Annotated in this window: 19 protein-coding genes and 1 tRNA gene; 5 read left to right on the forward strand and 15 right to left on the reverse strand. The window is 62.3% G+C overall.

What is annotated here, in order from left to right; translation table 11 throughout:
- Positions 1 to 34 precede the first annotated feature (34 nt).
- The 5 genes from QUV11_RS06465 to QUV11_RS06485 all read right to left on the reverse strand — a co-directional run bounded on the left by QUV11_RS06465 (position 35) and on the right by QUV11_RS06485 (position 7,730).
- A complete protein-coding gene (locus QUV11_RS06465) occupies positions 35 to 2,902 on the reverse strand; it encodes a valine--tRNA ligase (RefSeq protein WP_300881152.1) in 2,868 nt (955 codons plus the stop codon).
- A gap of 41 nt (positions 2,903 to 2,943) precedes the next feature.
- A complete protein-coding gene (locus QUV11_RS06470; RefSeq protein ID WP_300881153.1) occupies positions 2,944 to 5,001 on the reverse strand; it encodes a S9 family peptidase in 2,058 nt (685 codons plus the stop codon).
- 78 nt (positions 5,002 to 5,079) lie between these two features.
- Positions 5,080 to 5,511, reverse strand: a complete 432-nt coding sequence (locus QUV11_RS06475; protein ID WP_300881154.1) for a DUF2497 domain-containing protein — start codon at positions 5,509 to 5,511, stop codon at positions 5,080 to 5,082.
- A gap of 39 nt (positions 5,512 to 5,550) precedes the next feature.
- The gene (locus QUV11_RS06480) at positions 5,551 to 7,005 is read right to left on the reverse strand and encodes a TolC family outer membrane protein (protein WP_300881155.1); all 1,455 of its coding nucleotides are present in this window, start codon (positions 7,003 to 7,005) and stop codon (positions 5,551 to 5,553) included.
- Positions 7,006 to 7,058: 53 nt separating this feature from the next.
- Positions 7,059 to 7,730 carry a protein-L-isoaspartate O-methyltransferase gene (locus QUV11_RS06485; protein ID WP_300881156.1) on the reverse strand — a complete coding sequence of 224 codons (672 nt, stop codon included), beginning with the start codon at positions 7,728 to 7,730 and terminating at the stop codon, positions 7,059 to 7,061.
- A gap of 253 nt (positions 7,731 to 7,983) precedes the next feature.
- Here QUV11_RS06485 and QUV11_RS06490 point away from each other — a divergent pair.
- Positions 7,984 to 8,057: transfer RNA gene (locus tag QUV11_RS06490), tRNA-Cys, on the forward strand.
- A gap of 39 nt (positions 8,058 to 8,096) precedes the next feature.
- Here QUV11_RS06490 and QUV11_RS06495 read toward each other — a convergent pair.
- Together QUV11_RS06495 and QUV11_RS06500 are read right to left on the reverse strand one after the other, a co-directional pair.
- Positions 8,097 to 9,236: a tyrosine-type recombinase/integrase gene (locus QUV11_RS06495; RefSeq protein WP_300881157.1), complete on the reverse strand. Its 1,140-nt coding sequence runs from the start codon at positions 9,234 to 9,236 to the stop codon at positions 8,097 to 8,099.
- A gap of 382 nt (positions 9,237 to 9,618) precedes the next feature.
- The gene (locus QUV11_RS06500) at positions 9,619 to 9,858 is read right to left on the reverse strand and encodes a helix-turn-helix transcriptional regulator (protein WP_300881158.1); all 240 of its coding nucleotides are present in this window, start codon (positions 9,856 to 9,858) and stop codon (positions 9,619 to 9,621) included.
- A gap of 78 nt (positions 9,859 to 9,936) precedes the next feature.
- On the opposite strand from QUV11_RS06500, the gene bamE reads away from it, so the two are divergent.
- Complete coding sequence (bamE, locus tag QUV11_RS06505) at positions 9,937 to 10,251, forward strand: outer membrane protein assembly factor BamE (RefSeq protein ID WP_300881159.1); 315 nt, start codon at positions 9,937 to 9,939, stop codon at positions 10,249 to 10,251.
- A gap of 65 nt (positions 10,252 to 10,316) precedes the next feature.
- Positions 10,317 to 10,712, forward strand: a complete 396-nt coding sequence (locus tag QUV11_RS06510) for a hypothetical protein (protein ID WP_300881160.1) — start codon at positions 10,317 to 10,319, stop codon at positions 10,710 to 10,712.
- Positions 10,713 to 11,012: 300 nt separating this feature from the next.
- On the opposite strand, the gene QUV11_RS06515 is transcribed toward QUV11_RS06510, so the two are convergent.
- Both QUV11_RS06515 and QUV11_RS06520 read right to left on the reverse strand, forming a co-directional pair.
- Positions 11,013 to 12,125, reverse strand: a complete 1,113-nt coding sequence (locus tag QUV11_RS06515; RefSeq protein ID WP_300881161.1) for an integrase arm-type DNA-binding domain-containing protein — start codon at positions 12,123 to 12,125, stop codon at positions 11,013 to 11,015.
- An 86-nt stretch (positions 12,126 to 12,211) separates the two neighbouring features.
- Positions 12,212 to 12,430, reverse strand: a complete 219-nt coding sequence (locus tag QUV11_RS06520) for a hypothetical protein (protein ID WP_300881162.1) — start codon at positions 12,428 to 12,430, stop codon at positions 12,212 to 12,214.
- Between the two features lie 299 nt (positions 12,431 to 12,729).
- Here QUV11_RS06520 and QUV11_RS06525 point away from each other — a divergent pair, with 299 nt between their 5' ends.
- Positions 12,730 to 13,599 carry a hypothetical protein gene (locus tag QUV11_RS06525; RefSeq protein WP_300881163.1) on the forward strand — a complete coding sequence of 290 codons (870 nt, stop codon included), beginning with the start codon at positions 12,730 to 12,732 and terminating at the stop codon, positions 13,597 to 13,599.
- Between the two features lie 557 nt (positions 13,600 to 14,156).
- On the opposite strand, the gene ligD is transcribed toward QUV11_RS06525, so the two are convergent.
- The 5 genes from ligD to QUV11_RS06550 form a co-directional block, all read right to left on the reverse strand.
- Complete coding sequence (ligD, locus tag QUV11_RS06530; protein ID WP_300881164.1) at positions 14,157 to 16,661, reverse strand: DNA ligase D; 2,505 nt, start codon at positions 16,659 to 16,661, stop codon at positions 14,157 to 14,159.
- Position 16,662: 1 nt separating this feature from the next.
- A complete protein-coding gene (locus QUV11_RS06535; protein WP_300881165.1) occupies positions 16,663 to 17,550 on the reverse strand; it encodes a Ku protein in 888 nt (295 codons plus the stop codon).
- A 131-nt stretch (positions 17,551 to 17,681) separates the two neighbouring features.
- The gene (locus QUV11_RS06540; RefSeq protein ID WP_300881166.1) at positions 17,682 to 18,290 is read right to left on the reverse strand and encodes a methyltransferase; all 609 of its coding nucleotides are present in this window, start codon (positions 18,288 to 18,290) and stop codon (positions 17,682 to 17,684) included.
- A gap of 30 nt (positions 18,291 to 18,320) precedes the next feature.
- On the reverse strand, positions 18,321 to 18,965 hold the full coding sequence (locus QUV11_RS06545) for a TIGR02281 family clan AA aspartic protease (protein ID WP_300881167.1): 645 nt from the start codon (positions 18,963 to 18,965) through the stop codon (positions 18,321 to 18,323).
- A gap of 36 nt (positions 18,966 to 19,001) precedes the next feature.
- A complete protein-coding gene (locus tag QUV11_RS06550) occupies positions 19,002 to 21,467 on the reverse strand; it encodes a vitamin K epoxide reductase family protein (protein WP_300881168.1) in 2,466 nt (821 codons plus the stop codon).
- Positions 21,468 to 21,694: 227 nt separating this feature from the next.
- Here QUV11_RS06550 and QUV11_RS06555 point away from each other — a divergent pair, with 227 nt between their 5' ends.
- Positions 21,695 to 22,141, forward strand: a complete 447-nt coding sequence (locus QUV11_RS06555; protein ID WP_300881169.1) for a YaiI/YqxD family protein — start codon at positions 21,695 to 21,697, stop codon at positions 22,139 to 22,141.
- Between the two features lie 24 nt (positions 22,142 to 22,165).
- On the opposite strand, the gene QUV11_RS06560 is transcribed toward QUV11_RS06555, so the two are convergent.
- Positions 22,166 to 24,619, reverse strand: a complete 2,454-nt coding sequence (locus tag QUV11_RS06560) for a zinc-dependent metalloprotease (RefSeq protein WP_300881170.1) — start codon at positions 24,617 to 24,619, stop codon at positions 22,166 to 22,168.
- Positions 24,620 to 24,623 lie beyond the last annotated feature (4 nt).

Consider the following 24,623-nt stretch of genomic DNA (forward strand, 5'->3'; position numbering starts at 1 on the left):
CACCGCCGGGGCGGTGCGCCGACAAGGCATGCGCCTAGCCAAGCCGCGCGAGCGCCGCTGCCAGCCGCTCGGCTTCGGCGGATTTCTCCGCATGATCAGCGCGGGCCTTCTCGACCGCCTCGGGCTTGGCCTTTTCGACGAACGCCGGGTTGGAGAGCCGGCCGTCGAGCGACTTGGCTTCCTTGGTCACCGCTTCGAGCGCCTTGGCGAGGCGGGCCTTTTCGGCGGCGATGTCGATGATGCCTTCCAGCGGCAGCACGAAGGTCGCCTCATTCACCACGATCTGGATGGTCGCGCCCTCGGGGGCAGCGTCCTCGAGCGGCGCGAAGTCGATGCGAGCCAGGCGTTGCGCGCCGGCTTGGAAGCCGCTGATCCAGCCTTGGGTCTGGTCATTGGCATCCTGAACGAACGCCTTGAGCCGCGCGCCGGGCGCAATGCCGAGTTCGTTCTTGGCCGAGCGGATTTCGCGCACCAACGCGATGCGCCACTCGGTCTCGGCCTTGGCATCGGCATCGACGCTGGCGTCCGGCGCGGGCCATTGCGCGAGGATCAGGTCGTTCGACCGTGGGTGGGTGGGGCCAGACAAGGCGTGCCACAATTCTTCGGTGATGAAGGGCATGAACGGATGCAGCATCACCAGGATCTGGTCGAGCACCCAGCCTGCGACCGCGCGGGTTTCCGCAGCTTCGGTCGCGTTGCCCTCGGCCGACAGCACCGGCTTGATCAGCTCGAGATACCAGTCGCAGAACTGGTCCCAGACGAAGTGATAGATCGCATTGGCAGCCGCATCGAAGCGCAGGTCGGCGAGCGCCTTGTCCAATGCTGCGACGGTATCGACCACCTCGCCGATGATCCAGCGGTTGACCGCCAGCGTTGCCAGCGGAGCCGAGACCGACGCACTCGCGCCGATGCCGTTGGCCTCGCAGAAGCGCGCGGCGTTCCACAATTTGGTGGCGAAGTTGCGATAGCCCTCGACGCGGCGCTCATCCATCTTGATGTCGCGGCCCTGGCTTTCCATCGCCGCCATGAAGAAGCGCAGCGCATCGGCGCCATATTGGTCGATCAGACCCAGCGGATCGACGGTGTTGCCCTTGGACTTGGACATCTTCGCGCCATCCGCCGCGCGGACGAGCCCGTGCAGATACAGCTGCTTCCACGGCGCCGCGCCCATGAAATGCGTCCCCATCATCGCCATCCGCGCATCCCAGAAGAACAGGATGTCAAAGCCCGAGATAAGGAGATCGTTGGGATAGTGTTTGCGCACCAGATCCTCCCCGGAACGGGGAGGGGGACCATCCGAAGGATGGTGGAGGGGAAGCGAGTTTGTGCCCCCGTCGCTTGCAGCCGCTTCCCCTCCGTCAGCGCTGCGCGCTGCCACCTCCCCCGTTGGGGGAGGATTTGAAGAGTCCGGCCAACCCAGAGTCGCAAACGGCCAAAGCGCGGAGGAGAACCAGGTGTCGAGGACATCCGCATCGCGTTCCAGCGTGACGCCCTCGCCGGCCAGCGCCTGAGCCTCCGCTTCGGTCTCGGCGACATAGCATTTGCCGTCCGAACCATACCAAGCCGGAATCCGATGCCCCCACCAGAGCTGGCGGCTCACACACCAGGGCTGGATATTGTCCATCCAGTGGAAGAAGGTCTTCTCCCAGCTCTTGGGGACGATCTCGATGACGCCGGTCTTCACCGCCTCGATCGCGGGCTGCGCGAGGGTCTTGGCGTCGACATACCATTGATCGGTCAGCCAGGGTTCGATGACCACGCCGCCGCGGTCGCCATAAGGCGTCTGGATGGTGCGCGGTTCGGCGTCGTGTTCGGTGACCTCGCCGTCCTTGGCGGTCACGACGTGCGGCACGAGGCGACCCAGCGCCTTCATCTGTTCGACGACGAGCTTGCGCGCATCGAACCGGTCCACGCCGACGAACTCGGCGGGGATCAGGCCATCGGTGGTCTGCACCACCTTGGCCTCGGCATCGAACATGTTGAGCATGTCCGCCGCTGCAATCCCTGCGCGCCTGCCGACCTCGAAGTCGTTGAAATCATGCCCTGGCGTAATCTTCACCGCGCCCGAGCCCAATTCGGGATCGGCATGGTCGTCGGCGACGATGGGCACGCGCCGTCCGGTGATCGGCAGCTCGATAAACTTGCCGATCACGCTGGCATAGCGCGGGTCTTCGCCATTCACCGCCACCGCCATGTCGGCGAGCATCGTTTCGGGCCGAGTCGTCGCGACCACGATATGATCCCGCCCGTCTTCGAGCGTCACGCCATCGGCGAGCGGGTAACGGAAGTGCCAGAAGCTGCCCTTGATCTCGCGGGTTTCCACCTCGAGGTCGCTGATCGCTGTCTTGAGCTTGGGGTCCCAGTTGACCAGCCTTTTGTCGCGGTAGATCAGCCCCTGATTGTACAGATCGACGAACACCTTGAGCACCGCCGTGCTGAAATGCGGGTCCATGGTGAACTGCTCGCGAGACCAGTCCATCGAACAGCCCAGGCGGCGCAGCTGGCGGGTGATCTGGCCGCCGCTTTCTTCCTTCCACTCCCAGACCTTCTTGACGAAGTCCTCGCGGCTGTAGTTGGTGCGCTTGTCCTGCGCCGCTTCGAGCTGGCGCTCGACCACCATCTGCGTCGCGATGCCCGCATGGTCGGTGCCGACCACCCAGAGCGCATCCTTGCCGCGCAGCCGCTCGTAGCGGATCATGATGTCCTGCAGCGTGTTGTCGAGCGCATGGCCGATATGCAGGCTGCCGGTGACGTTCGGCGGCGGATTGACGATCGTGTAGGGCGCAGCATCGGGCCGCTCGGGGCGGAACGCGTTCGTCTCCTCCCAATGCGGATACCATTTCGCCTCGATCGCGGCAGGATCGAATGTCTTGGGCAGCTCTTGCTTGTCGGTGCTGGTCATCCCGCCGCTTTAACGCAGGACGCGGTATTTTCCAGCCGTTTTCAGGTGCCGCCCTTCAGATGCTTGGCCAGCCAGTCGAAGACATTGCGGTGCCATTGCACCGAGTTCTGCGCTTTCAGGATCCAGTGGTTCTCATCCGGGAAGATCAGCAGCTTCGATTCGATCCCCTGGCGCTGCAGCGCGGTGAAGGCGGCGAGCGATTGCGAATAGGGGATGCGGAAGTCCTTCTCGCCGTGGATCACCAAAGTCGGCGTCTTCCAGGCGGTGACGTAGTTGACCGGGTTCCACTTCTCGGCATCGGTCCGCTCCCACCACGGGCCGCCATGATCCCATTCGTCGAACCACAGTTCCTCGGTCTCGAACGCCATGGCGCGCAGGTCGAACACGCCCGCATGCGTCACCAGGCACTTGAAGCCATCGGGCCACTGGCCTGCGATCCAGTTCATCATATAGCCGCCATAGCTGCCGCCCAGCGCGCAGGCGTTGGCGGTATCGAGCGACGCGTCGATGCCCGGCAGCGCGGCCATACCGAGCTTGAGGTCTTCGAGCGGTTTGCCACCCCAGTCCTTGTTGATCGAGTCGGTGAAGGCCTGGCCATAGCCGGTCGATCCGTGGAAATCGATGCTGACTGCGGCATAGCCCTGCGAGGCCACCACCGCCGGGTTCCAGCGATACGACCAGCTGTTGTTGAACGTGCCCTGCGGCCCGCCATGGACCAGCAGTGCGACGGGCAGCTTGCCCTGCACGCCTTGAGGCTTAACGATCTGGCCATGGACGAGATCGCCATTGGCGCCCTTGAAACTGAACTTTTCGTAGGCCACCGGGTCAAGCCCGGCGAGCTTGTCGGCATTGACATTGGTCAGCCGGCGGGTCTGGCCGCTCTTGTCCATCAGCACCAGATCATCAGGCGCGGCGATCGAGTTGATCGTGTAGACGAAACCGCCATTCATCAGCGGAACGACATTGTTCACATTGCCGCGCTCGGTCAGCCGGATGACCTTGCCATTTGCCACATCGACGCGGAACACCGGGTGCTCGAGCGTATCCTGCGCGGTGACCAGCAGGCTTTTCGAATCCGCCGCCCAGGCAATCGAGCCTGCCGAGCGGTCCCAGCTTTCGGTGAGCCTGGTGACCTTGCCGGTCTTCATGTCGCGCAGGTGCACGACCATGCGATCGGCTTCGTAGCCCGGCCGCGCCATCGCCGCCCATGCGAGCCACCGGCCATCGGGCGAGGCGGCGGCCAGCGAATCCGTCGCCTGATTGGCCTCGGTGAGGTTCACCGCCGCCGCGCCGTCGGCCAGCGGCTGCCAGATGATATCGGTGTTGGTCGAGCGCGGCTCGTCGCCATCGGATTTGCGGATGGTGAAGGCGATCGCGCTGCTGTCTGCGGCCCAGGCAATCTCTTCGCCGCCGCCGAACGGCTTGGTCGGGGCGTCGCCCTCGATCGCGCCGCTGATGCTGCGCGCCGGCCCTGCGGCCTTGCCATCGGTCCCGAGCGCATAGGCATAGATCCGCGAATAGGTGCCAGGCTCGCGCCACGTATCCCAATGCCGCACGAACAATCGGTCGTATTCGCGGCCACTGCCCTGCGGCGCGGTTTCGGGGGCGGCACAACCGGCCAGATCGCAGCCCTGCTTCACATCGGCCCACACCGCGAGCTGCCCGCCGTCGGGCGACAGGCTGAACCCGCTGAGGTCGGTCGCGGCCTGCGTGACCTGCACCGGCTCGCCGGTGGGCAACGCGACGCGCCACACCTGGCTGCTGCCCGAACGGTTGGAAAGGTAATACAGATGCTGCCCATCACGCGCGAACACCGGCGCGCTTTCATTGTGGCCAGGCGAATCGGCGACCGCCATGGGTTGTGCGTTTCTGCTGGCGATATCGAGCAGATACAGCCCCGTGCTGCGCGTGTTCGCGGCCAGATCGGTGGTGGTGAGCTGGAAGGCGACCCATTTGCCGTCAGGCGAGGCGGCGGGCGCACCCAGCCGGTCGAGCCCGGCCAGATCGGTTTCGATCATCGGGCGGGCGGCGGCGGGTGTGCTGAGAACCAGAGGCGACAGGGCGCTGGCCAGCAGCGCTGCGAGGATAGGCTGTTTCATGGTTGCAGGCGATACCAGCATGCGCAGGCAGGTGCAAAGCCCCTGAACTGTCCTGGGCGGCCAGGACAGGAGTGAAAGCTAGCCCTTGCGTCCGGTGATCCGCCCGATTTCCTTGGCGACCAGACCCTCGACCATGCCCGGCAGGTTCTTGTCCAGCCAGTCGGCGAGCATCGGACGCAGCATCTCGCGCACCATGCCTTCGAGCGAGGTTTCGCCCGAACGGACAATCTGCGGGCTGACGCCAGGCTCGGTCAGCGTGGCCAGTGCCGCCAGCGATTCGCGCATCGACTGCTCGCCTGCGCGGCTCATCAGAGGCGGCTCATCGTCGATTGCATCGAGCGGCTCGACGCTGTCGGTGAGTTCGAGAACGTCATCGGTTGGCTTTTCCTGCCGCGCGGATGCGGGCCGCGAGGGCGCAGGACGGCGCGGTTTGCGGCCATCCTCGGCGATCACCTTCTTGATCGAGGCGAGGATTTCCTCAAGGCTTGGCTCGCCGATATCGCGCGTCATTGTTCCAGCCCCTGATTCGAAATCGCCCCTGAGCCCGGCCTATTGATCGGGCGGTCCCATCACTGCGGCATTTTGCGCGGGGCTGTCAACGGTGCGCGTCGATTGGGCAACCGGGTTCTTGTCCGAATCCCAGTCATTGATCTTGTCGCGGACGCGTTCGTAGTTGATCTCGGGATCGTACAGCACCCCGCCATCGAGACCCAGATCGCGCGCTTCGGCGCGGCCCATCGCGGCGAGCAGCGTAAAGCCTGCGACATAGGCGTTGCGGCGCGCGGTCACCAGCTGCACCTGCGCATTGAGCAGTTCACGCTCGGCATCGAGAATGTCGAGAATGGTGCGGTTGCCGACGCTGTTTTCGGCGCGCACGCCTTCCAGCGCCAGCGTGTTCGATTCAACCGCCTTTTGCGACGATTCGATCACCTGCATCGAAGCGTTGAAGCTGGCATAAGCGGCGCGAACCTGCGAAATAATGCTGCGCTCGACCGCGATTTCCTGCTCGATGGCCTGTCCCGATATTGCCTGCGCGCGGCGGATCTGGGCACCGGGGCGCCCGCCCTGATACACCGGTACGGTCAGCTGGACCCCGGCAGCGGCGCTCGACTGCTGCTGGACGAACGGCACATTGATCAGGGCACTGCCCAAAGTCCCAAGGAAGTTCTGGTAATTGCCCTGAGTGAACAGGCTGACCTGCGGCATCCGCGTCCCACGCGCGGCCTTGACGTCGAAATTGGCGGCCTCCACGCGCTCGCGTGCGGCTTCCAGATCCGGGTTGTTGTCGAGCGCGGTGAACACCGCGGTCTCGGGTGCATCGGGCAGGTTGGGAAGCGGCGGCGGTGGCTGCAGCTCGCCCGGCGCCATGCCGACCAGCTGAATATAGGTTTCCTTGCTGCGGATCAGATTGGCTTCGGCGGTCTGCAGATCGCTGCGGGCAATCGCCAGCCGTGCTTCGGATTGCGCGACATCGGTGCGGGTCAGGTCGCCGATCTCGAAGCGGTCGGACGACGCCTGCAAGGTGACATCGAGCACCGCAACGTTCTGCCGCTGCAGCCCGACAATCGCCTCATCGCGGATCACGTCCATATAGGCCGCGACGACATTGCTGAACACCGTCGCTTCGGTACCGCGCAGATCAGCCTGGCCCGCATCGACGCGGACCTTGGCGGCATTGATCGCGTTGCGCGCGCTGCCGCCCGAATAGATCGGAACGTTGAGGTTGATGGTACCGCTCACTGACCTTTCAGGCGCCGTGAAGGCGTTGGCCGGGTTGAGGAAGTTTTCCGAATACTGCGCCTGCACCTGCGAATTGGGTCGGCCATCGGCCAGCGCGATCGACACGCCTTCATCGGTCGCCCGCTGCTGCGCGCGCGCGGCGTTGAGCGTGGGGTTGGTCTGATACGCAGCGATCAGCGCATCGCGCAGCGTATCCGCCTGCAACGGCGCATTGCCCAGAATGAGTGCCGCACCACAACCGGCCAGCCAATGCGAAGTCTTCATCAATCCGGTTCTCATATCTTCCACCGCCTCTGCTGCCGGGCGGCGGTCATGCGTCAGAAGCTGTAGCTTTTTGGCCGGGCAAAGGCCGCAAGCGGGGCAATATCGGTGTCGGCGAACGGGATGAGGGCAAAGGCACCGCCCTGCCGCCGCCCTGTCGCCAGCCGCGAAACTCCATTCTCATCGACGCCGGCGAGCAAGCGGCCACCTTCGGCCAGTTGCGCCAAGATCGCTTCGGGCACCTGCTGCACCGCGCCATCGATGATGATCAGATCATAAGGCGCGTCTGCTGCATGGCCTTGCGCCAGCGGGGATTCGATGACCGAAACATTGGCCATGCCCGACAGCGCGGTGGTGGCATGTTCGACCAAGGCACGATCGTCTTCGACCGCCACCACATGGGCGACGATGCCAGCGAGCAGCGCTGCGACATAGCCTGTGCCGGCGCCGATCAGCAGCACCTTGTCGTTGCCGGACAGTTCGGCGCGCGTCAGCAACAGGCCGGTGGAAAGCGCGGGATTGATCACGCGACCGCCACCCAGCGGGACGGAGCGATCGATATAGGCCAGATGCTGCTGTCCGGCGGGGACGAAGTCCTCGCGCCGGGTCACCGCCATCGCGGCGATGACGACGGGGTCGCTGACGTCGCTGGGACGCAGTTGGCTTTCGATCATGTGCCTGCGGGCAGCGGCAAAATCTGGCGGAGCGAGTGTATGTGTGTCGGTCATGTCCAAGCGCCCTAGAATATGCAACCAGCGATGCAAGCCCAAACGGCCCGAAGAGAACCGCTTTGATAGACTTCCGGTTGCAAAATGCAATCGACATCGCGTTATCGGCGGTTATGGCACGGCTGTGTTATTATGGCAATACAGCTTTTGGGGATGCCGGTGCGTTTGATTGTGCTGCGAGGGAAGCCGGTCGGTCGCTTGAAGCTTGACTTTCAAGCCAAAGCCGCACAATGCCGCGTCCTTCCCCACCGGTGGCCCGATGGCGGAGTGGTTACGTAGAGGACTGCAAATCCTCGCACGCCGGTTCGATTCCGGCTCGGGCCTCCACCCCCTTTGTATTTGGGCAACGAAACCGGGGTGTTCCGGCTATTTGGTGTCTAACTTCGATTGAGGGTTAGACTTTTCCCAATCCACAAGCTGGTTGATGGCGCTTCGCGCCAGTCTTTCCTGATTGGCAGCCTCGGTGTAGCGGGCAATCTCATCATCCTTCGAGTGCCCACTGACCGATTTCATAGTTTTGTTGGGCATTTCGAGTTCAGCCATCCGCCTCATGGTTGCCTTGCGTAAGCCGTGCGCAGTGCATTTGGGTAGGCCTGCTGCGTCGCATTGCTCTCGAAACCAGCCACCAAATCCTTTGACGGAAAATGGGCGGCCCCATTCGGTCATCAAAAAGCACATGGCATCGGACTTGGGCATGGCTGCAATGGCATCGGCAAGTGGCGGCGCGATAGGAAGGGTTAGGAGTTTGCCGGTCTTGGTTTGCCGAAGCTCGAATTTTCCGTTGCGAATGTGCTGCCGCCCAAGGTGGATTGCATCAACTTTGCGCTGATCGGTCCACAGCATCAATTCCATTGCCAACCGCTGCTTTGACCCTAGCGGCCAGTGGGTGCGGTATTGTGTAATGTCATCTTCCGTCCAGGTGTAGAATCCCGTCGATCGCTCGCTGGGCGAGACCCGAATTTGTTGCGAGTCGTCCACTGGGTTCGTTGCAATCCAGCCCAGTTTGCGCGCAAATGCGAAAAAGCGTCTCAGCTCCTTGCGCAGCTTTCGGGCGGCTTCGACACCGCCCACAGTGCGCCCCTTGTGATCGAGAGTCTTGATGCGGGCCTTAGCAATAATCGCGTCGATATGTTCAAAGCGAATGCCTCTGACGGGTCGGTCCTCTCGACCCTCGGCAAAGCGCTCAAGAATATTCCTGACCTTAATCTGGGTGACCTCGCTGGGGCCAAGACGTTCAGGGATAGCGACGTAACGACGCAATAGGTCTCCAATGCTGCCGGGAGGGCAGCGTTCCGCAGCCAAACTTGCTGCCGCCTGCGCGACAATCTCGGCGCTATTGAAACGGTGATATTCTTCGCGGAATGCCTCTGTTCCCAGCGGTGCGGTGAAATATTGTGAGGGATAGCCTTTCCGCCTAAAACGCAGTCGCTCCTTGCCGTGCCTGTCTTTGAAGAGAGACACGTATTTGGGGAGGAAGCGGTTTGCTTTCGATCTGCGGCGGCTCATGCTGGCAACTCCGCGTCCCAAGGATTGTTGCCAGCATCTCCCGCAAGCGGGCTTTCGCTCAAGATAACCAGAATGGCCCCAGACGGTTCAATACGATAACCACTTGGGCGCAAGCCGGCTCGTTGTGCAGCGCGAAGCGCTCTCGTGGCATCCGCTTGCTTGAATTGCGCTCTCCGCGTTGTCCCGACGCTCATGAGCAGAATTCCGGCGTATAAACGGGAATGAGATTGCCGTTGCGAATAGGGCAGGCTCTGCTGGAAACATTCTGGCTAAAAGATGGATAAATCCGCATGGCCATATATACAGCCAAATGCGGATTTTATCCATCCTACCGACCTCTGAACATAAACTATTGGTCTATTTTCAAGCCGATTATAGGCTATCAAATGGTCGCCATAATTGCAGAAAACAGCTCTTCGGGCTTTTCATCCAACGCCCTTGCTATCTCGGCAAATTCGATGACGTCCAGTCTTCGCTGTCCCCGTTCAATATTGCTGATATAGGATTGATCGCGTCCTAGCCGTCTCGATAGCGTTTCTTGGGTCACACGCTTTTCACGCCGCACGTCACGAAGTGCAGCTATGAAACTCCTATGATCTTCCGTGAAAATTGTTTTCGCCATCGTGGCTGTCGAGCCCTTTGGCGATTGCAATATATGCGGTTAACGAATATGCATTTTTCTAATATTTTGGAGGTGTGAATGGGCAAGTTTACCGCATTGGTAGGCATGGCAACGGTAAGCACTCTGCTGTCAGGTTGCGTTTCGATGGGAACGAACTTTGATCCGGCAGCCGTCGGAATGGTACAGGCAGGCATGACGGAAAGTGAAGTTGTCGGGCTACTGGGTAAGCCTAATAGCCGCTCGCGGACCGCCGATGGCAAAGAGGTTTGGGTGTGGCTATATAGTCGCGGGACGGCGCTTGGGTCTGCAAGGTCGCGGCTCGCAAGCATCCTGTTCGATCAACATCACAGGGTAATCCGTGTGCAAAACATGACCGAAACTGAGTTGCGGTAATGAACCGCTTCGCGCCAATACTAGCGATAGCCCTCGCCTGTGGCGGGTGTGGAACAGACAACCAGATGGCCGCCGATAGGAAGCCAGATAAGTTACGGCTTGCAGATATTGCGGCTGTTGACGCGGTAAAGTCCAAGCTGCGCGATCCCGGCAGCGCGCAATTCAGGAATTTCCGTCGCGTCCCGATGTTTGCTGATTCCGAAGCGGATACTGCAATAGGAGAGTCCTATGTGTATTGCGGCGAAATAAATTCGAAAAATGCATTCGGTGGCTATGTAGGATTTACCCGACTTGCAGTATTGCCGTGGGCGAGCAAGAAGCCTGACGATCCGTATGGCGTACCGGGCGAGCAGTTGTCGGTGTATATCTTAAACGCGGACGATCTGTTTGGCCCAATAGCAGTTAACCCTTTCTGTGGCGAACCGGGTTCGGAGAAAACGGGAACACCCATAAAAGCGTAAGGGGGTTGGATCAAATCCAACCCCCTGTTGCAAAGTCCTGGGTTCTGTCCTGTATTGTAATCAATTCCTGAAATTGCATCTTCCTGAATCTCAGTTGCAATCTTCCATGTTCCTAAAATGATGCCGAAGGCAGTTGTGGTTTGCGAGATTTGTCTTGCTGCCGCTTACGATGCCCTGCCCGTGTCCACCTCGCTAAGACCGCACTTGAGCATGCGGCCCAATGGCCGCCCGACCTCTTTTAATGCTGTTTCATTCGCTCTCGGAATTCGTACCATTTGTACCATTTCCAAGAGGAAAGCGTCACAGATCAACCTCCTCGACGCGCTCTGGCTCAACCATACATGACCGGAGAAATTCATCCCATCTGGCTAAATCGCCTCGGCGTGCGACGAATTCCCGCTCGACGCTTTCTCGCATTCCTCTCATTGTTGCGCGGCTATGCCCCGCTGCGTCACGAAGGCAATTCCAATGACGCTGCTGAAACACCATTGGAGTTCGTTTGCCCCGCGCAACAAATAGGAAGCGTCCGCCATCATGCCCCATGGACTCTAGCAGTTGTTTGACTACCTCGCTGCGGCGGCCTGACGTATGATCGTCGCCTTCGGGCCATTCATGCCAAGCACGTTCACGGGTGAGTGAGAGAATTTCATCGATCGATCGCCCGCTGGCGATCATCAGGCGAAACGCGATCGCCCAATTGGCGGGGAGTACCGCACACGCTCGCCAAATAGCACCAATTTCAGCGCCGGTGGGCGAATACGAGTGCGCGCGAGGTCGCCAAGGCAACTTCACTCGCCCACGTAGTACGTTGTAGCGAACCAGACCCTTCGAATAGGCCCAGGTCAAAAACGCTGAAAGGATGTATGCAGGCGTTCCTTTGACATAGTAGCCTTCCAAGTGATCAAATAGTTCGGCTGCTTGATCACCAGTGAGTTTATTTATCTCGACATCACCAATTTTTGGCAAAATCAAGTCCCTGAAGGTTTTTTCAATTCTGCCTGACCACTGCGATTTTGGTTTTTCGCTTATGTAAATGTCGAAGCTTTGCGCGACGGTCTTTTTATTGGGACCCCCGATAAAAACTCGGGACATACGCCCTTCGTCTCGTTCAATTTTGATCCGTGATGCCGCTGCCCGTGCTGCCGCGATTGATTGGGACTCTGCATTCCCTAGTGTGACCGCCTGCTTGCTACGGATGCCGGGCTGCCGATAGCAATAGGTTTTTGCGCCTGATGGACGGATGCGCACGAAAAGGCCTCTCATAGAGGCATCGTGAATCGACCGTTCTCTGCGGATTGCAACCGCCTCGGCGACCATTTCGTCTGTTAGCTCGGCACGTTCCGAGGCTTTGCGACCTCGGCGTTCTATGTCCCACTCAGGGTCTTTGAAGGCCGATTTTCTGCGTCGAGACATAGGAGGAGATTCCTTTCCTCCCCTTATACAGTGGCGCGCGAGAAATCTCGGTAAGGGGCCTTACTGACCTCCCGCGCGCCAGTGCATCAGCGAGCGCCTTCGATGACCTGAGCGTCGAAAAGCTTGGCAAGCTGGCTAGTCTGCAAGCTGGTGTAAATGCTCGGTCCTGCTGCGGTATAAACGACCGCGCCGCCATTTGGGCCGTTCGGTCGTGAACCGACAACCTGCGCGCGCCGGATCAGCACACCATCGCCCGTCACGCTGGGAAGGAATACGAAGCCATTCTGTTCGTCGGTCTGTTCCATGTTCAACTCCATCTGGTTGGTTCATGGGGAGAAAAGCGGGTGGAATTAATTTCCTACGTCACCTTCTCCCCATTATCTAAAACCAGATTCCCATGGGGTGTCAAATATTCGGTCGTCGCCCAGCCTCCATCGGTCGTTTTCAAAGAGGTAGATTTCCTCCCTGAATCGCAACGCGGCAGGCGTTATGCGGTAAGGCTGGAGGCGAAAGGAGATTATATTTTTGCGAAACCAGCGCACCGAGGAGTGACCTTCGGCGAAGTTAGCACTAGAATGACCCTCAATGTGGCGTAGGAGCTTTGGTGCCGGGTCTCGTCGAACAACTTCAATCGGATGCTTTGGACAATAGTGTTTCCGTGGGCACCTTACTCGGTAGGGTAAAAATTTGCGCGGTACGGCTAGGACTTGAAGACGCGCTTGCGTGGGTTGAAGGTGAACTGAACGGCTATGATTGCGACGGCGATAAACTGCCACCATATCGGGTAACGCAAGGTATTACCAACGCCCAGGATAGGTTCGGACGCTGGACACCAATTCAGTTTGGTGATGCTGACCTTGCAGACAAGATTGCAAAGGTTTATTATAAAGAGCCGGTCTCTAGTTACGAAGAGCTGCTCCGCAGTGATGCAAACACTTTCATGATTCCGATTGATAATGGACTGGTCAACATCCTAGCCAAATCATACGGAGTAGAAATCATTGCGATGCGTAATATGGTTTCACGAGGTGCAATGCATGCAATAGTTCAGAAGGCGAGAAATCTTGTTCTTGACTGGTCTCTTGAGCTTTCGCGTGCGGGTATAAACGGAGATGGTATGAGTTTCAGCGCCGATGAGCGAGAGCGCGCCGACAGCGCGCATATTTCTATAGGCACATTCCATGGCACATTCAGCACGGGCGATGCTTCGGGTGAAGGTGCGAGGATTCAACAGTCTTATTCGGCTACAGCCACGGATTTGCCTGCAATTGTCGAGCTGATCGCTGCAGTGCGCGCCAATGTATCGGAGGCAACCGAACAGGAGGCGATCGTGGCTGCTGCGATGCAAATTGCCGACGCCAAGGACAAGCCGACGATGCTGCAAGGGTATGATAGGCTGATTGCTGCGGCTGCGAACCACATGACGGTAATCGCGCCATTCCTTCCAGCAATAGGCTCGATGCTAGCTAGCTAAATCCCGCGTGAGCATGCCGAGCATCTTGGCAGACTACCATTTTGGGGGCTGCGGTGTGTCCGATGAGGTAACCATATGATGACGTATGTGGGTACGAGGCTGCCAACAGATTACATTGAGGCGTTGGATAGTTGGCGTCTCGCACAAGATGATCCCCAGCTAACGCGAAGCGATGCCGTAGAATATTTTATCGCAAAGGGTTTGGAAATGGCAGCCCCCAGTTTTGCGGGGCGGCGACGGCGACCTTCGGAGTCAGATCGCGATGAAAGAGCTGAAAAATACTGCCAGCTTTACGCGGAGCTTGGGACTTACACTGCGGTTGCTAGGGAAGTAGGGTTCTCCGTCGACACCGTGAAGAGGGTGATCCATAGTTATGAACGGAGAGTTCGTTTTCCAAGGGCGCGACCTACGCCTGTCGGTGCGTGATCTGGTTAGCCAATGGAGTATAAACCATTGATATATCGTGGGCCGAAATTTGCCAGTTAGACAATCGAGGGCCGCACCAAACCTCAATTGTGGAACCCCGGCTCGGGCCTCCAACTCTCCTGATCTGACCGCTAATAGTCTGGCAGCGCCTGTTCGGCGAAGCCCCAGCCGCGCAAGCCAGGGTCCGCCGCGCGGTTGATCAGCGCCTGGGCATCCTCGATCGTCCATCTGTCCGCAGACTCGATATCGGCAAGCTCTTCCCATCCGATCGGCGCCGCCACCGGCGCCCTGGGCCGCGCCCGCGCGGAATAGGGCATCACTGCGGTGCTGCCGCGCTGGTTGCGCATCCAGTCGATGAAGATCTTGCCCTTGCGCTTGGCCTTGCTCATCGTTGCGACGAAGCGGTCGGGTTCGGCCAGGCTCAGGGCTTCGGCGAAATGCCGGGAAAAGGCCTTGTGCTCCTGCCAGCCATGTCCCGGGGTCAAGGGGACGACGACATGAACGCCCTTGCCGCCGGTGAGCATCGCAAAGCTCACAAGGCCGATGTCGGCGAGATGCCCGCGAATATCCAGCGCGGCCTTGCGGACGTCGGTGAAATCCAGAGCGTCATCCGGGTCGAGATCGAACACCAGCCTGTCAGGGCTTTCCACCGCGTCGCTATGGCTGGCCCAGCCATGAAACTCGATGGTCCCCATCTGCACGCAGGCGAGCAGCCCGTCGGCGTCCTCGACATACAGATAATCCTCATGCCCGCCGTGCTTTTCGCGAATCGCGACTTGATGGACGGCATCACCGAATGCCCCCGAATCGTGTTTCTGGAAGAAGCATGCCTTGGCGCGCCCCTGCGGGCAGCGGACAAGGCTGATCGGCCGACGCGCGGCGTGGAGCAACATCAGCGGCGCGACGGCAGCATAATAATCCGCAAGATCCCCCTTGGTCTTTTTCGCTTCGGGAAAGATGATTTGCTCGCGGCTGCTGATCTTCACGGCGGGGGCAGCATCGGGCGCCGGGCCCGCCACCTCGGGCGTGACCTCGCGCGCCGGCTTGTCGGCTCTCAGCCCCAGAAAGCTGGCGTGGCGCACCGATCCGCCGGCGGTGAACTGGGCGAACGCGATCTGGGCCACCAGTTCGGGCCGCAACCAGTGCGCATGGCGCGCGCTGGCGGCATCGGTCTTAAGCGGTGCGGTCTTGCGCGCCAGCCGCGCGAAGCTCCTGGCCAGATCCTGCATCGCATCGGCGGAAAAGCCGGTGCCGACATTGCCCTTGTAGACCAGCGCGTCGCCTTCATATTGCGCGAGCAGCAACGAGGCGAACGGGCGGCCCTTGGCCTTGGACGGGTTCCAGCCGACGATCACGAACTCCTGCGCCAGCGTGCATTTCACCTTGACCCAGTTGCTCGACCGCTTGCCCGAATAGCTGGCGCCGGCGCGCTTGGAGATGATCCCCTCCTGCCCGGCGTCGCACATCGCCTTGTACAGCCTCTCGCCCGCACCGATGACATGATCGGCGACCGCGACCGGCCCGCTGGCCTGATGGAGCAGCGCCTCGAGCCGCTCCTTGCGTTCCAGATTGGTGAGGTCGTCCAGCGTCTCGCCATCGCTTTCGAGCAGGTCGAAGGCGAAGAACGACAATGCGGTATCGTCGCCCTGCGCGCCGCTGCCGCGCTTGAGCACCGCCTGCAGCGCGGAAAAATCCGGGTTTCCGCTGCTATCGAAGGCGACGATCTCGCCATCGATCAGACAGGGCGGCAGATCGAGCGCGGCGATGTGGCGCGCGAGCGGCGCGAACTTGTCGCTCCAGTCAAGCCCGTTGCGCGTGTAGATGCGCACATTATCACCCGCGGCGGCGACCGCAGCGCGATAGCCGTCAAATTTGATCTCGTGGATCCAGTCATGCCCCGTCGGCACCGCGTCCACCAGCGTTGCCAGTTGCAGCGAACGGAAGCTGGGCGGCTTGCCCGCGCCCGATCGGCTCGCAGCGGGCGCCCTGGACTTTGCAGGTTTGGCGGACTTGGCGGGTTTTGCGGCAGACTCGGGGGCTGCGCCCTCCTCCCCCGATGCGATCTGCGCCATCGTCCGGCCGGTCGAAACGCTGGTCAGCGCGCGCCCGACCAGATCGTCGGTGCCGCCAGCCCAGTCGTCGTCGATCTTGCGCAGCAGCCAGTTCTCGCGCTTTTCGCCCGCGCGCGGCTTCATCCGCACCAGCAGCCATTCGCCCTGCATGCGCTCACCCTCGAGCGTAAAGTGCAGATGCCCTTCTTCGATATCGCTGGCGCTCTTGCCGGCGATCGGCGCCCAGGTTCCGCGATCCCACAGCATCACCGTGCCGCCGCCATAAGAGCCCTTGGGGATCACGCCTTCGAACGCGGCATAGGCCATCGGGTGGTCCTCGGTGCGCACCGCGAGACGCTTGTCGGAGGGGTTGGCGCTCGGCCCCTTGGTCACCGCCCAGCTCTTGAGCACGCCGCCGATCTCCAGACGCAGGTCGTAATGCAGCCTTGTGGCATCGTGCTTCTGGACGATGAATAGGTGTCGGTCGCCTTTGCGCCCCCGACCCGGCTTGCCCGCAGGTTCGGCGGTGACCGAAAAATCGCGCTTGGCATTGTACTGCGCGAGCGGATCGGGCGCCTTGGCCATATCAGGCGCGCTTGCGCGGAGCCGCCTTTTTGGGCGCGGCCTTGGCCGAGGACTTCGCCTTGGCGGCGGCGGGCTTCTTGGCCTGGGCGGGCTTCTTGCCATCGACCGAGGCCTTGAGCGCGGCCATCAGATCGATGACGTTCGATCCGCTTGCACCGGTATCGGCGGGCTCTTCGACATCCTCGAGCACGCGGGCGCCCTTGGCCTTGGCCTTTTTGGCGATCACGCGCTTGAGCGCATCGACATAGTGATTTTCGTAATCCGCCGCATCGAACTTGCCCGATTTCTTCTCGATCAGCGTCTCGGCCAGATCGAGCAGATCGGCATCGGGCTTGTCATCGCCCACCTCGCGGAAATAGTCCGCCGCCTTGTTGACCTCGTCGGCATAGCGCAGCACTTCCAGGATGAGACCGCGACCACACGGGCGCAGCGCCACGAGCTGTTCCTGGCCGCGCAGCGACAGCTGACCCAACCCGACCTTCTTGGTCCGCTTGAGCGCCTCGCGCAGCACGATATACGCCTCTTCGGCGAGCTCGTCGGCCGGCGCGACATAATAAGGCTTGGTGTAATAGAGCAGGTCGATCGAGTCGATGTCGACAAACTGGACCAGTTCGAGCGTACGCTTGCTCTCGAGCTTGACCGCCTCGATCTCCTCATCATCGAGCAGCACATAGTTGCCCTTCGACAGCTCGAAGCCTTTGACGATATCGTCGTGGTCGATCGCGCCGATCCCCGGCACCACCTTTTCATACTTCACCGGCTTGCCGCTGGGTTCGTGGATCTGGCGAAAGCTGACCGACGCGCCCGATTTGGTCGCCGAGTAGATCTCAACAGTGATCGACACCAGCGCCAGGCGGATGTGTCCCTTCCAATATGCGCGTGCTGCCATCTTGACCCCCGAAGGTTGTTCCACCTGCAGATATGCCTCAGACCACGACAGGTTCCAAACGTTCCGCGCACAACGCGTCGCCTGTCGGTCCGTCGAGGATCGCGGTGGGTCTAGCGCGAAGGGCCTTCAGGCTAGCTCGCCCAATAGAGATGGCATGGCGGAATGTTGCGCCACACAAAGGATTTGCGCACCTTGCCGAAGCGCGGTTCCAGATAGCCTTCGACCGCGGTGCGCATCTGATAGGCCAGCACCTGCCCATGAGGCGACAGCACCTGCGCGCTGGCGTCCATGATCTGGTCCGCCAGTTGCGCGGACATCGTCGAAAACGGGATCCCGGTGACGATCAGATCGGCCGAACCGAGGCCGTGGCGTTCGAGGATTTCGGCAACCGAAGACGCCGACGCGGTGACGGCGAGCAGACGCGGATCGTCGATCGAGCGCTGAAGATGCCGGGTAAAATGCGGGCTGACGTCGAGCGTGACCAGCCGGCTGTCGTGCGGCATCCGCTGCAGCATGGCGCGCGTGAGCGGGCCCGAGCCCGGGCCGTATTCGACCACGACGCGGGCGCTGCTCCAGTCCACCGGATCGAGCAGCCGGTCCACCAGAACCTGCGAGGCCGGGAACGCCGAACCGACGAGCTGCGGGCTGCGCAGGAACTCGCGCGCAGACACGCCCAGCGCGGACGTCTTGCGCGCAAGATCGCTCGAGGTCTTGTCGGGGGATTGGAACCGGGTTGCCATGCCTGTCTCCTGGGTCTGCATGTTGGGCTATCAACGTGGCGACGCAGCACCGGGTTCCGCGTCTGCTGCAGTCGACTGGGGCACCAGGATCAGTTCCCGGCCCTCGACCCGCCACGATTGCAGTTGCGACAGGAAGTTCATGCCCAGCACATCGACGTTCCCAAGCGCAGGCGACACCACCACCTTGAGGTTGCGCGCCTCGATATTGCCGAGGCCGAGCTGCTCGACCGTGCCGGTCTGCGCCTGGACATTGCCATTGGCGGTCCGCAACACCACCGGCAGCAACCCTGCCGAGTAGCTCACCGATGCAGCATCGGCGGTTGCCTGCGACAAGGCGGTCACGGTAGCGCCGCTGTCGATCAGCATCCGCCGCTCAACGCCGTTCAGCGATACCTGTGCCCAGAAATGGCCGTCGCTGGACATCCTCAGCCTGACCTCGTCGCCCTCAACCGATTGGGTGTCGAGACCCAGCCTCTCGGTGATCCGAGACAAATTGGGATCGAACGGCGCCTGCTGGAACAGCACGAACAGGCACAAAGCGAGCAATGCGATCGAAAACAGCGAGCGGAAGATGCGCCCGACAAAAGGGATATTGAACAGGATGAACAGCACCAATGCGCCGCCCGCAGCGTAAAGCGCAAGCTGCTGCCATTCGGGGTTTGTGGTGATTTCCATGCTGTCTCCGGTTGTGCCCGCCGCCCCTGTCCGGGCTTATACGATGTAGCGATCCCAGCTGCCGTAGCGTTCGTGGACCGAACCCCTGCGGACGCTGAGCGCGATCAATGCCAGACCGATGACGATGTTCGCACCGGTATGGAGGGGGCTCGCTTCGAGCACGAATGGCGTCACCATCGCTGCGACGCCCAGGGGCACAAGGCCATAGCGGACCGCGCGCGCGACTTCGGCAGCCGCCAGCGAGATCACGGTCAGCGCCAGCAGCCCGATGACATGATCGGCATGGGCCATGGTGCCCTCTGCGCCAAAGGTCAGCCGCGTGAACGGCAACGTGGCGGCCAATATGCCGGCCAAAGCGAGGTTCCATGGCAGGTTGACCCCGCCGATCCACATGTCCTTGAGCACCACGCCTGCACCGCGGTCGAACTCGTCGGCGCGCGCGTCGCGCGGTCCCTCATCGGTGTCGCCGAACAGGAAGACCCGCAACCACGACCGCCCCGCCTTCGCCCGCCGCCGGACGAATTGCAGCGTCGCGAGCAATTCATCGAGCGAATAGGGAATCTGGATCAGCATCGCCGCCGCGCCGATAAGCGTCAGCGTCGCCCAGGTGCCGATGACGATCGGCTGGATGATCACGAACAGGATCGAGACCACGCCAAGCGGCGCGATCATCAGCCCGAACAGGAACACCAGCCAGGGCATGGTCCGCCAGCGCGCGCGCGATCCGATGATGCCGGTGACGATCTCGAGCGCATAAGTATAGCCGCCGAGCGCGGCATCGGGGATCGGGAAAGCTTCGGAGACCGATGAGGTGATCACCGCCTCGGTGCCGTTCTTGGAGGGGTCGTCGGGAAGGCCCGGGAAGAACGGATCCCAGACGCCATCGATCTGGCCGAGCTGATAGGCGGTGAGATAGCGCGCCACCAGCAGCCCGACCAGCGCCAGCAGGATGATCGGCACCCTCTGGGTCCAGTTGGACGGGTTGTAGCTCCATCCGGGCGGCACATCCGGCCCGGTCATCGCCGCGACCATCGATGTCCCGGGCTCGGGCCGTGTGCCCACCGCAAGTCCGAAGGCGAACGCGCCGACCAACGTATCGGACAGGAAGGCGGCGGGATTGGTCGTCCAGAACAGGAACGGCACCGCCATGATGCCCGCAGCGACCGCAGCGCTGGCCCAGCGCGCCCAGGCCATGCGCCACGACAGCGAGAGCGTGGCGAAAATCATCAGCGCGGATCCCAGCCCGATCTCGGACCAGAACAGCGCCGGTTCTGCGACCTGGACGATAACCGGCTGCACCAGGATCCATAAGCCCAGCGCGATGTTGACGAAATGCGCCCAGCGGGTTTCGCGATGCGCCGCGCGCCGCCATGTCTCGTGGCGCGCACGCAGCGCTTCGGGGTCTTCGCCCACCTCCTCGGCCTCGGTCACAAAGGGCGGAACGGGGATCTTGTTGGCCTCGTACCATGCCGCCGGATCGTCCTTGAGCGTCTCCACGATGGCGGGCAGCTCGTCCGCCAGCCGATGCTTCGGCTGCCAATCCAGCAGTTCGCGGGCGCGGCTGGTGTCGATCGCATAATGATCGCTGGCCATCTCGATCATGAACGGCTGAATGAACGGCCGTTCGCCCTGATCGATCGCATCGGGGATCAGGGGCTCGGCCTTGTCCTGCACCCAGGCCCCCAATTTGGCCGGGGTCGATGGCACGCGCAGCGTTTCCCAATCATCCTCGCCATGGATCAGACACCCCAGCCGGTCCTGCAGATCGTCATAGCCGATCGCGTCGCTCTCGCCGATCAGAATGACGGTTTCGCCTGCAAAGCTGGCACGGCGGTCGATGGTGCGGACAAAGGCGTCGATCATGTCGTCGCGGTGGACCATCGCCTGCCCGGCATCGGTATCGCCCGAATACAGATGGCTCTGGAAATCGCGCTCGTAGATCCGCGCGATCTGGTTGGCGAAGGTCGGCACCGATGTGTTCGTGTCGTACAGCCCGGCCAGGTGCAGATAGACCACCGGAATGTCGCCGCGTTCCTCGCCGATCGCCTGCTCGGCCTTGGCCTTGGACTTGGGATAGGCCCAGCCCGGTTCGATCGGGCGGTCCTCGTCGATGCGCTCGCCGGGGCGGCCCGGCTTGTGGACCAGCATGGTGCCCGAATAGACGAACTGCTCGACGTGGAAGTCCTGCAGGGCGCGGACGAGATGGCGGCTGCCATCGACATTGACCGCCTGATATTGCGGCTTGTCCTCGCCGCTGAAGTCGAAAAACGCGGCCAGATGGACGACGCTGGCGATATCGCGGCCGTGTTCGGAGCCGATCTTGTCCAGCGCCTTTCGCACGCTGCTCTCGTCGGTCAGGTCGACTTCGAAGACCGGATAGTCGGTGTCGCCGGTCACCATATCGAGCCCGACGACCGAATAATCGCGCTGCAAAGCCTGCGCCAGCGACTTGCCGATGTTGCCGGCTGCACCGGTAATCAGAACGATTGGCTTGTTCGCCATCAATTTCCCCCGAAAGACTGGTCTGTTCGCCCGGCGATCAGGCAGGCGTGATCGGCCGAGCCGCGCTGCGCCGGTGTTCAGGGCATTTACTGTTAACGCCGCGGTTCGTTGCCGAGCCCGCCAATTTCCTGCACGAACGAGCGGAAACATGCGCCGCGGGCTGGCATTGCCGCGCCGCATCGCCCATCAGGGCACCCAAGCCTCAGCCGCCCAAGGAACGATGCCTTATGCCCATTCTGGTCGATGCCGACGCCTGCCCGGTCAAGGACGAGATCTACCGCGTCGCTTTACGCCACGGCGTTTCGGTCATGATCGTCAGCAACAGCCCGATCCGGGTGCCCGACCACCCGCTGATCGGGCGCACGGTGGTGGGCGACGCATTCGACGCCGCCGACGACTGGATCGCCGAGCGCGCCGATGCAAAGACCGTGGTGATCACCGCAGACATCCTGCTCGCCGACCGCTGCATCAAGCAGGGGTCGGTGGTGCTGTCTCCCACCGGCAAGCCGTTCACCGCCAACTCGATCGGCAGCGCGATCGCGACCCGCGCGATCATGGCGGATCTGCGCGCAGGCGGCGACATCATCGGAGGCCCCGCACCCTTCAGCAAGGCCGACCGGTCGCGGTTCCTGCAGGCGCTGGACGAGACGCTGGTCCGGCTCAAGCGGCTCTGATGATCGCGAGCTTGTTCCGCAGTCTCAGTTGCCCCCGTCGCCGATCGGCATTCCCGGCGGAACCGGAACGCGCGCCTTCTCACTGGCCAGCGCCACGCCCAGCGCCTCGCGGTCGCTGAGCAGCCGCGCGGTCGAAAGCGCCCAGGCACGGTCGGCCGGATCGGCAAAACGGCGTGCGCCCTGCGCCTGTGCCCAGTCCTGCAGCGCCTGATCGATCCGGCTCGATGCCTCGGTCCCCGTGGCAGGATCGCGTGCAGCCCTGGCGAGCGACAGCACGATCCGCGTGCCCAGCGCGCGCCTTACGGCAGCCAGATGCGCATCACCTGCCGGGGCATCGGCCAGCGCCAGCAGTCGCTGCACGATCCCATGCGCCCCAGGGCTCGCAGGATCGGCGCGGTGCTGCTGCGTCATCCGTGCCAGCCTTTCAGGGGCAAGCAGCGCGTTCAGCGTGACCTGCGCCGCGACCTCGGATGCGGAGAGCGGATCGAAGGCCGCAGCGCCCGCCATCGGCATGATCTCGATCTCGGTCTGGCGATCGCTATCCCCCGAGAACCCGGCGGACAGCTGCAACACCAGCGGAGCGGGAATGTCGAGCACGGCGGGCTGCAACGTCGCCATCAGTGCATCGAGCGCGCGCAGCTGTTCGGCTGGAGCCACCGCCGCGGTCGCGCCATCGCCCTGCCCCGCCACCGTATATTCCGAATACATCCCGCCGAGCAGCTTGGCCGCCGCCTCGACCTGATAGCGGTGCACCAGCCAGATCGGCACGAACTTGCGGCGCAGATTGGCCACCGGCTCGCCCGCAGCCAGCGCCGCCGGTCCGAACCGCGCAACCGCCGCGGCGCGCACCTGCATCATCCGGTCGAGCTCGGCCACCGGGTCGGCACCGTCGTCCCACAGGCTGCCCCAGGGCTGGCTGGCCGAGGCCGTGCGGGCGTTCTCGTCCGCGACAAAGCGCTGGCCCTGACGCGCTGCCTCGCTCGCTTTCGTCATCGCCGCAGCATCGGGATCGCCGCTCACCGGATCGCCATACAGCCAGTCGATCGCATACGCGTCCCAGCGGCCTAGCCCCACGCCATAGGCATCGGACAGATCGGGCACGCCATCCTTCAGCCCGATGCGCGGCGCGGGATAATCCATCACCGAAGCCCGGTCCTGCGTGCTGCCGGCGAAATTGTGCAGCAGCCCCAAAGCATGACCGATCTCGTGCGCGGACAGCTGGCGGATGCGCGCCAGCGCCACCTCCGCGGGATCGTTGGGACCGCCGGTGCCGGTCTTGTCCGCGCCGACCAGCCCTTCATAGATCAGCATGTCCTGCCGCACGCGCAGCGAGCCGAGCAGCACCGCGCCCTTCAAGATCTCGCCGGTGCGCGGATCGGTCACCGCATAGCCATAAGACCAGCCGCGTGTCGCGCGGTTGACCCAGTTGACGACGTTGTAGCGCATGTCGAGCGGATCGGCGCCTTCGGGCAGGATCTCGACCTGATAGGCATCGATATAGCCCGCCGCCTCGAACGCGGTCTTCCACCACAAGGCGCCTTCGAGCAAAGCGGTGCGGATCGGCTCGGGCGCGGCATTGTCGATATAGAACTTGATCGGCTTGCGCACCCGCGAGCGCGGCGCGGTGGGATCGGTCCGCTCGAGCCGGAAGCGGTTGGCGAGATTCTGGACGATCTGGCCGCCCAAGGGCGCGGAAAAATCGAGGATCTGGGTGGCAAAACTGCCACCGCGCGGATCGAACGCGCGCGGCACATAGCCGGCCTGCGGCAAGGCGATGAGGCTGTGGCGTACAACCAGCGTCACCTGCCGCGAATCGGGCGCGATGTTGCGCACCTCCGGCCCCGGGGTTTCGCTGGCATAGGTCTGCCGCGCCTCGAACTCGAGGTTCATCGGGAACGCGCGCACGGCGGCGGGATCCGCGGCGCTCAATGCATCGACAAGCTTCCATCCCTTTTCGCCGCTCGAGTTGAGCTGGCCGATGACGTTGCGGGTATCGCGCGCCAGGAACGGCGCGACATCGACCAGCAGCCGGCCGTCGGGCGCATCGATCGCATCACCCAGCCACAGCATCGAGGTCGCAAAGGCGTTGGCGGCGGCGGCCTGTTCGGATGGCGAACCGGCGCTGGCGCGGAAGCGCGGATTCTCGAGCTCGAACGACACCTTCTTGCCCATCCGCCGGATCAGCAGGATCTGCGCCGGTCCCGGCTGTGCACGATCAAGCCCGATTGGCGCCGAGCCCAGGCCGGTACGCAGCGCGGTGGTGTAGAGCATCCGCGCGACCACGCCGTCGGCGCCTGCAGCGGGAATCGAGAGCAGGATACGCCCGGACGTCTGGTCGACATGCACCGGATACAGCCCGTCGCGCTTTTCGGTCCCGGCATAGGGGTTCGACGCAGCGGCAGCAGGCGGCGCGGCGAAGGCCTGCGGCGTGGAAAGGACAGCCGCAAGGCCCAGCGTAAGTGCAAGTGTTCGGTTCATTGGA

Origin of the sequence: Blastomonas sp. (assembly GCF_030373265.1) — a bacterium.
Lineage (GTDB): Bacteria > Pseudomonadota > Alphaproteobacteria > Sphingomonadales > Sphingomonadaceae > Blastomonas.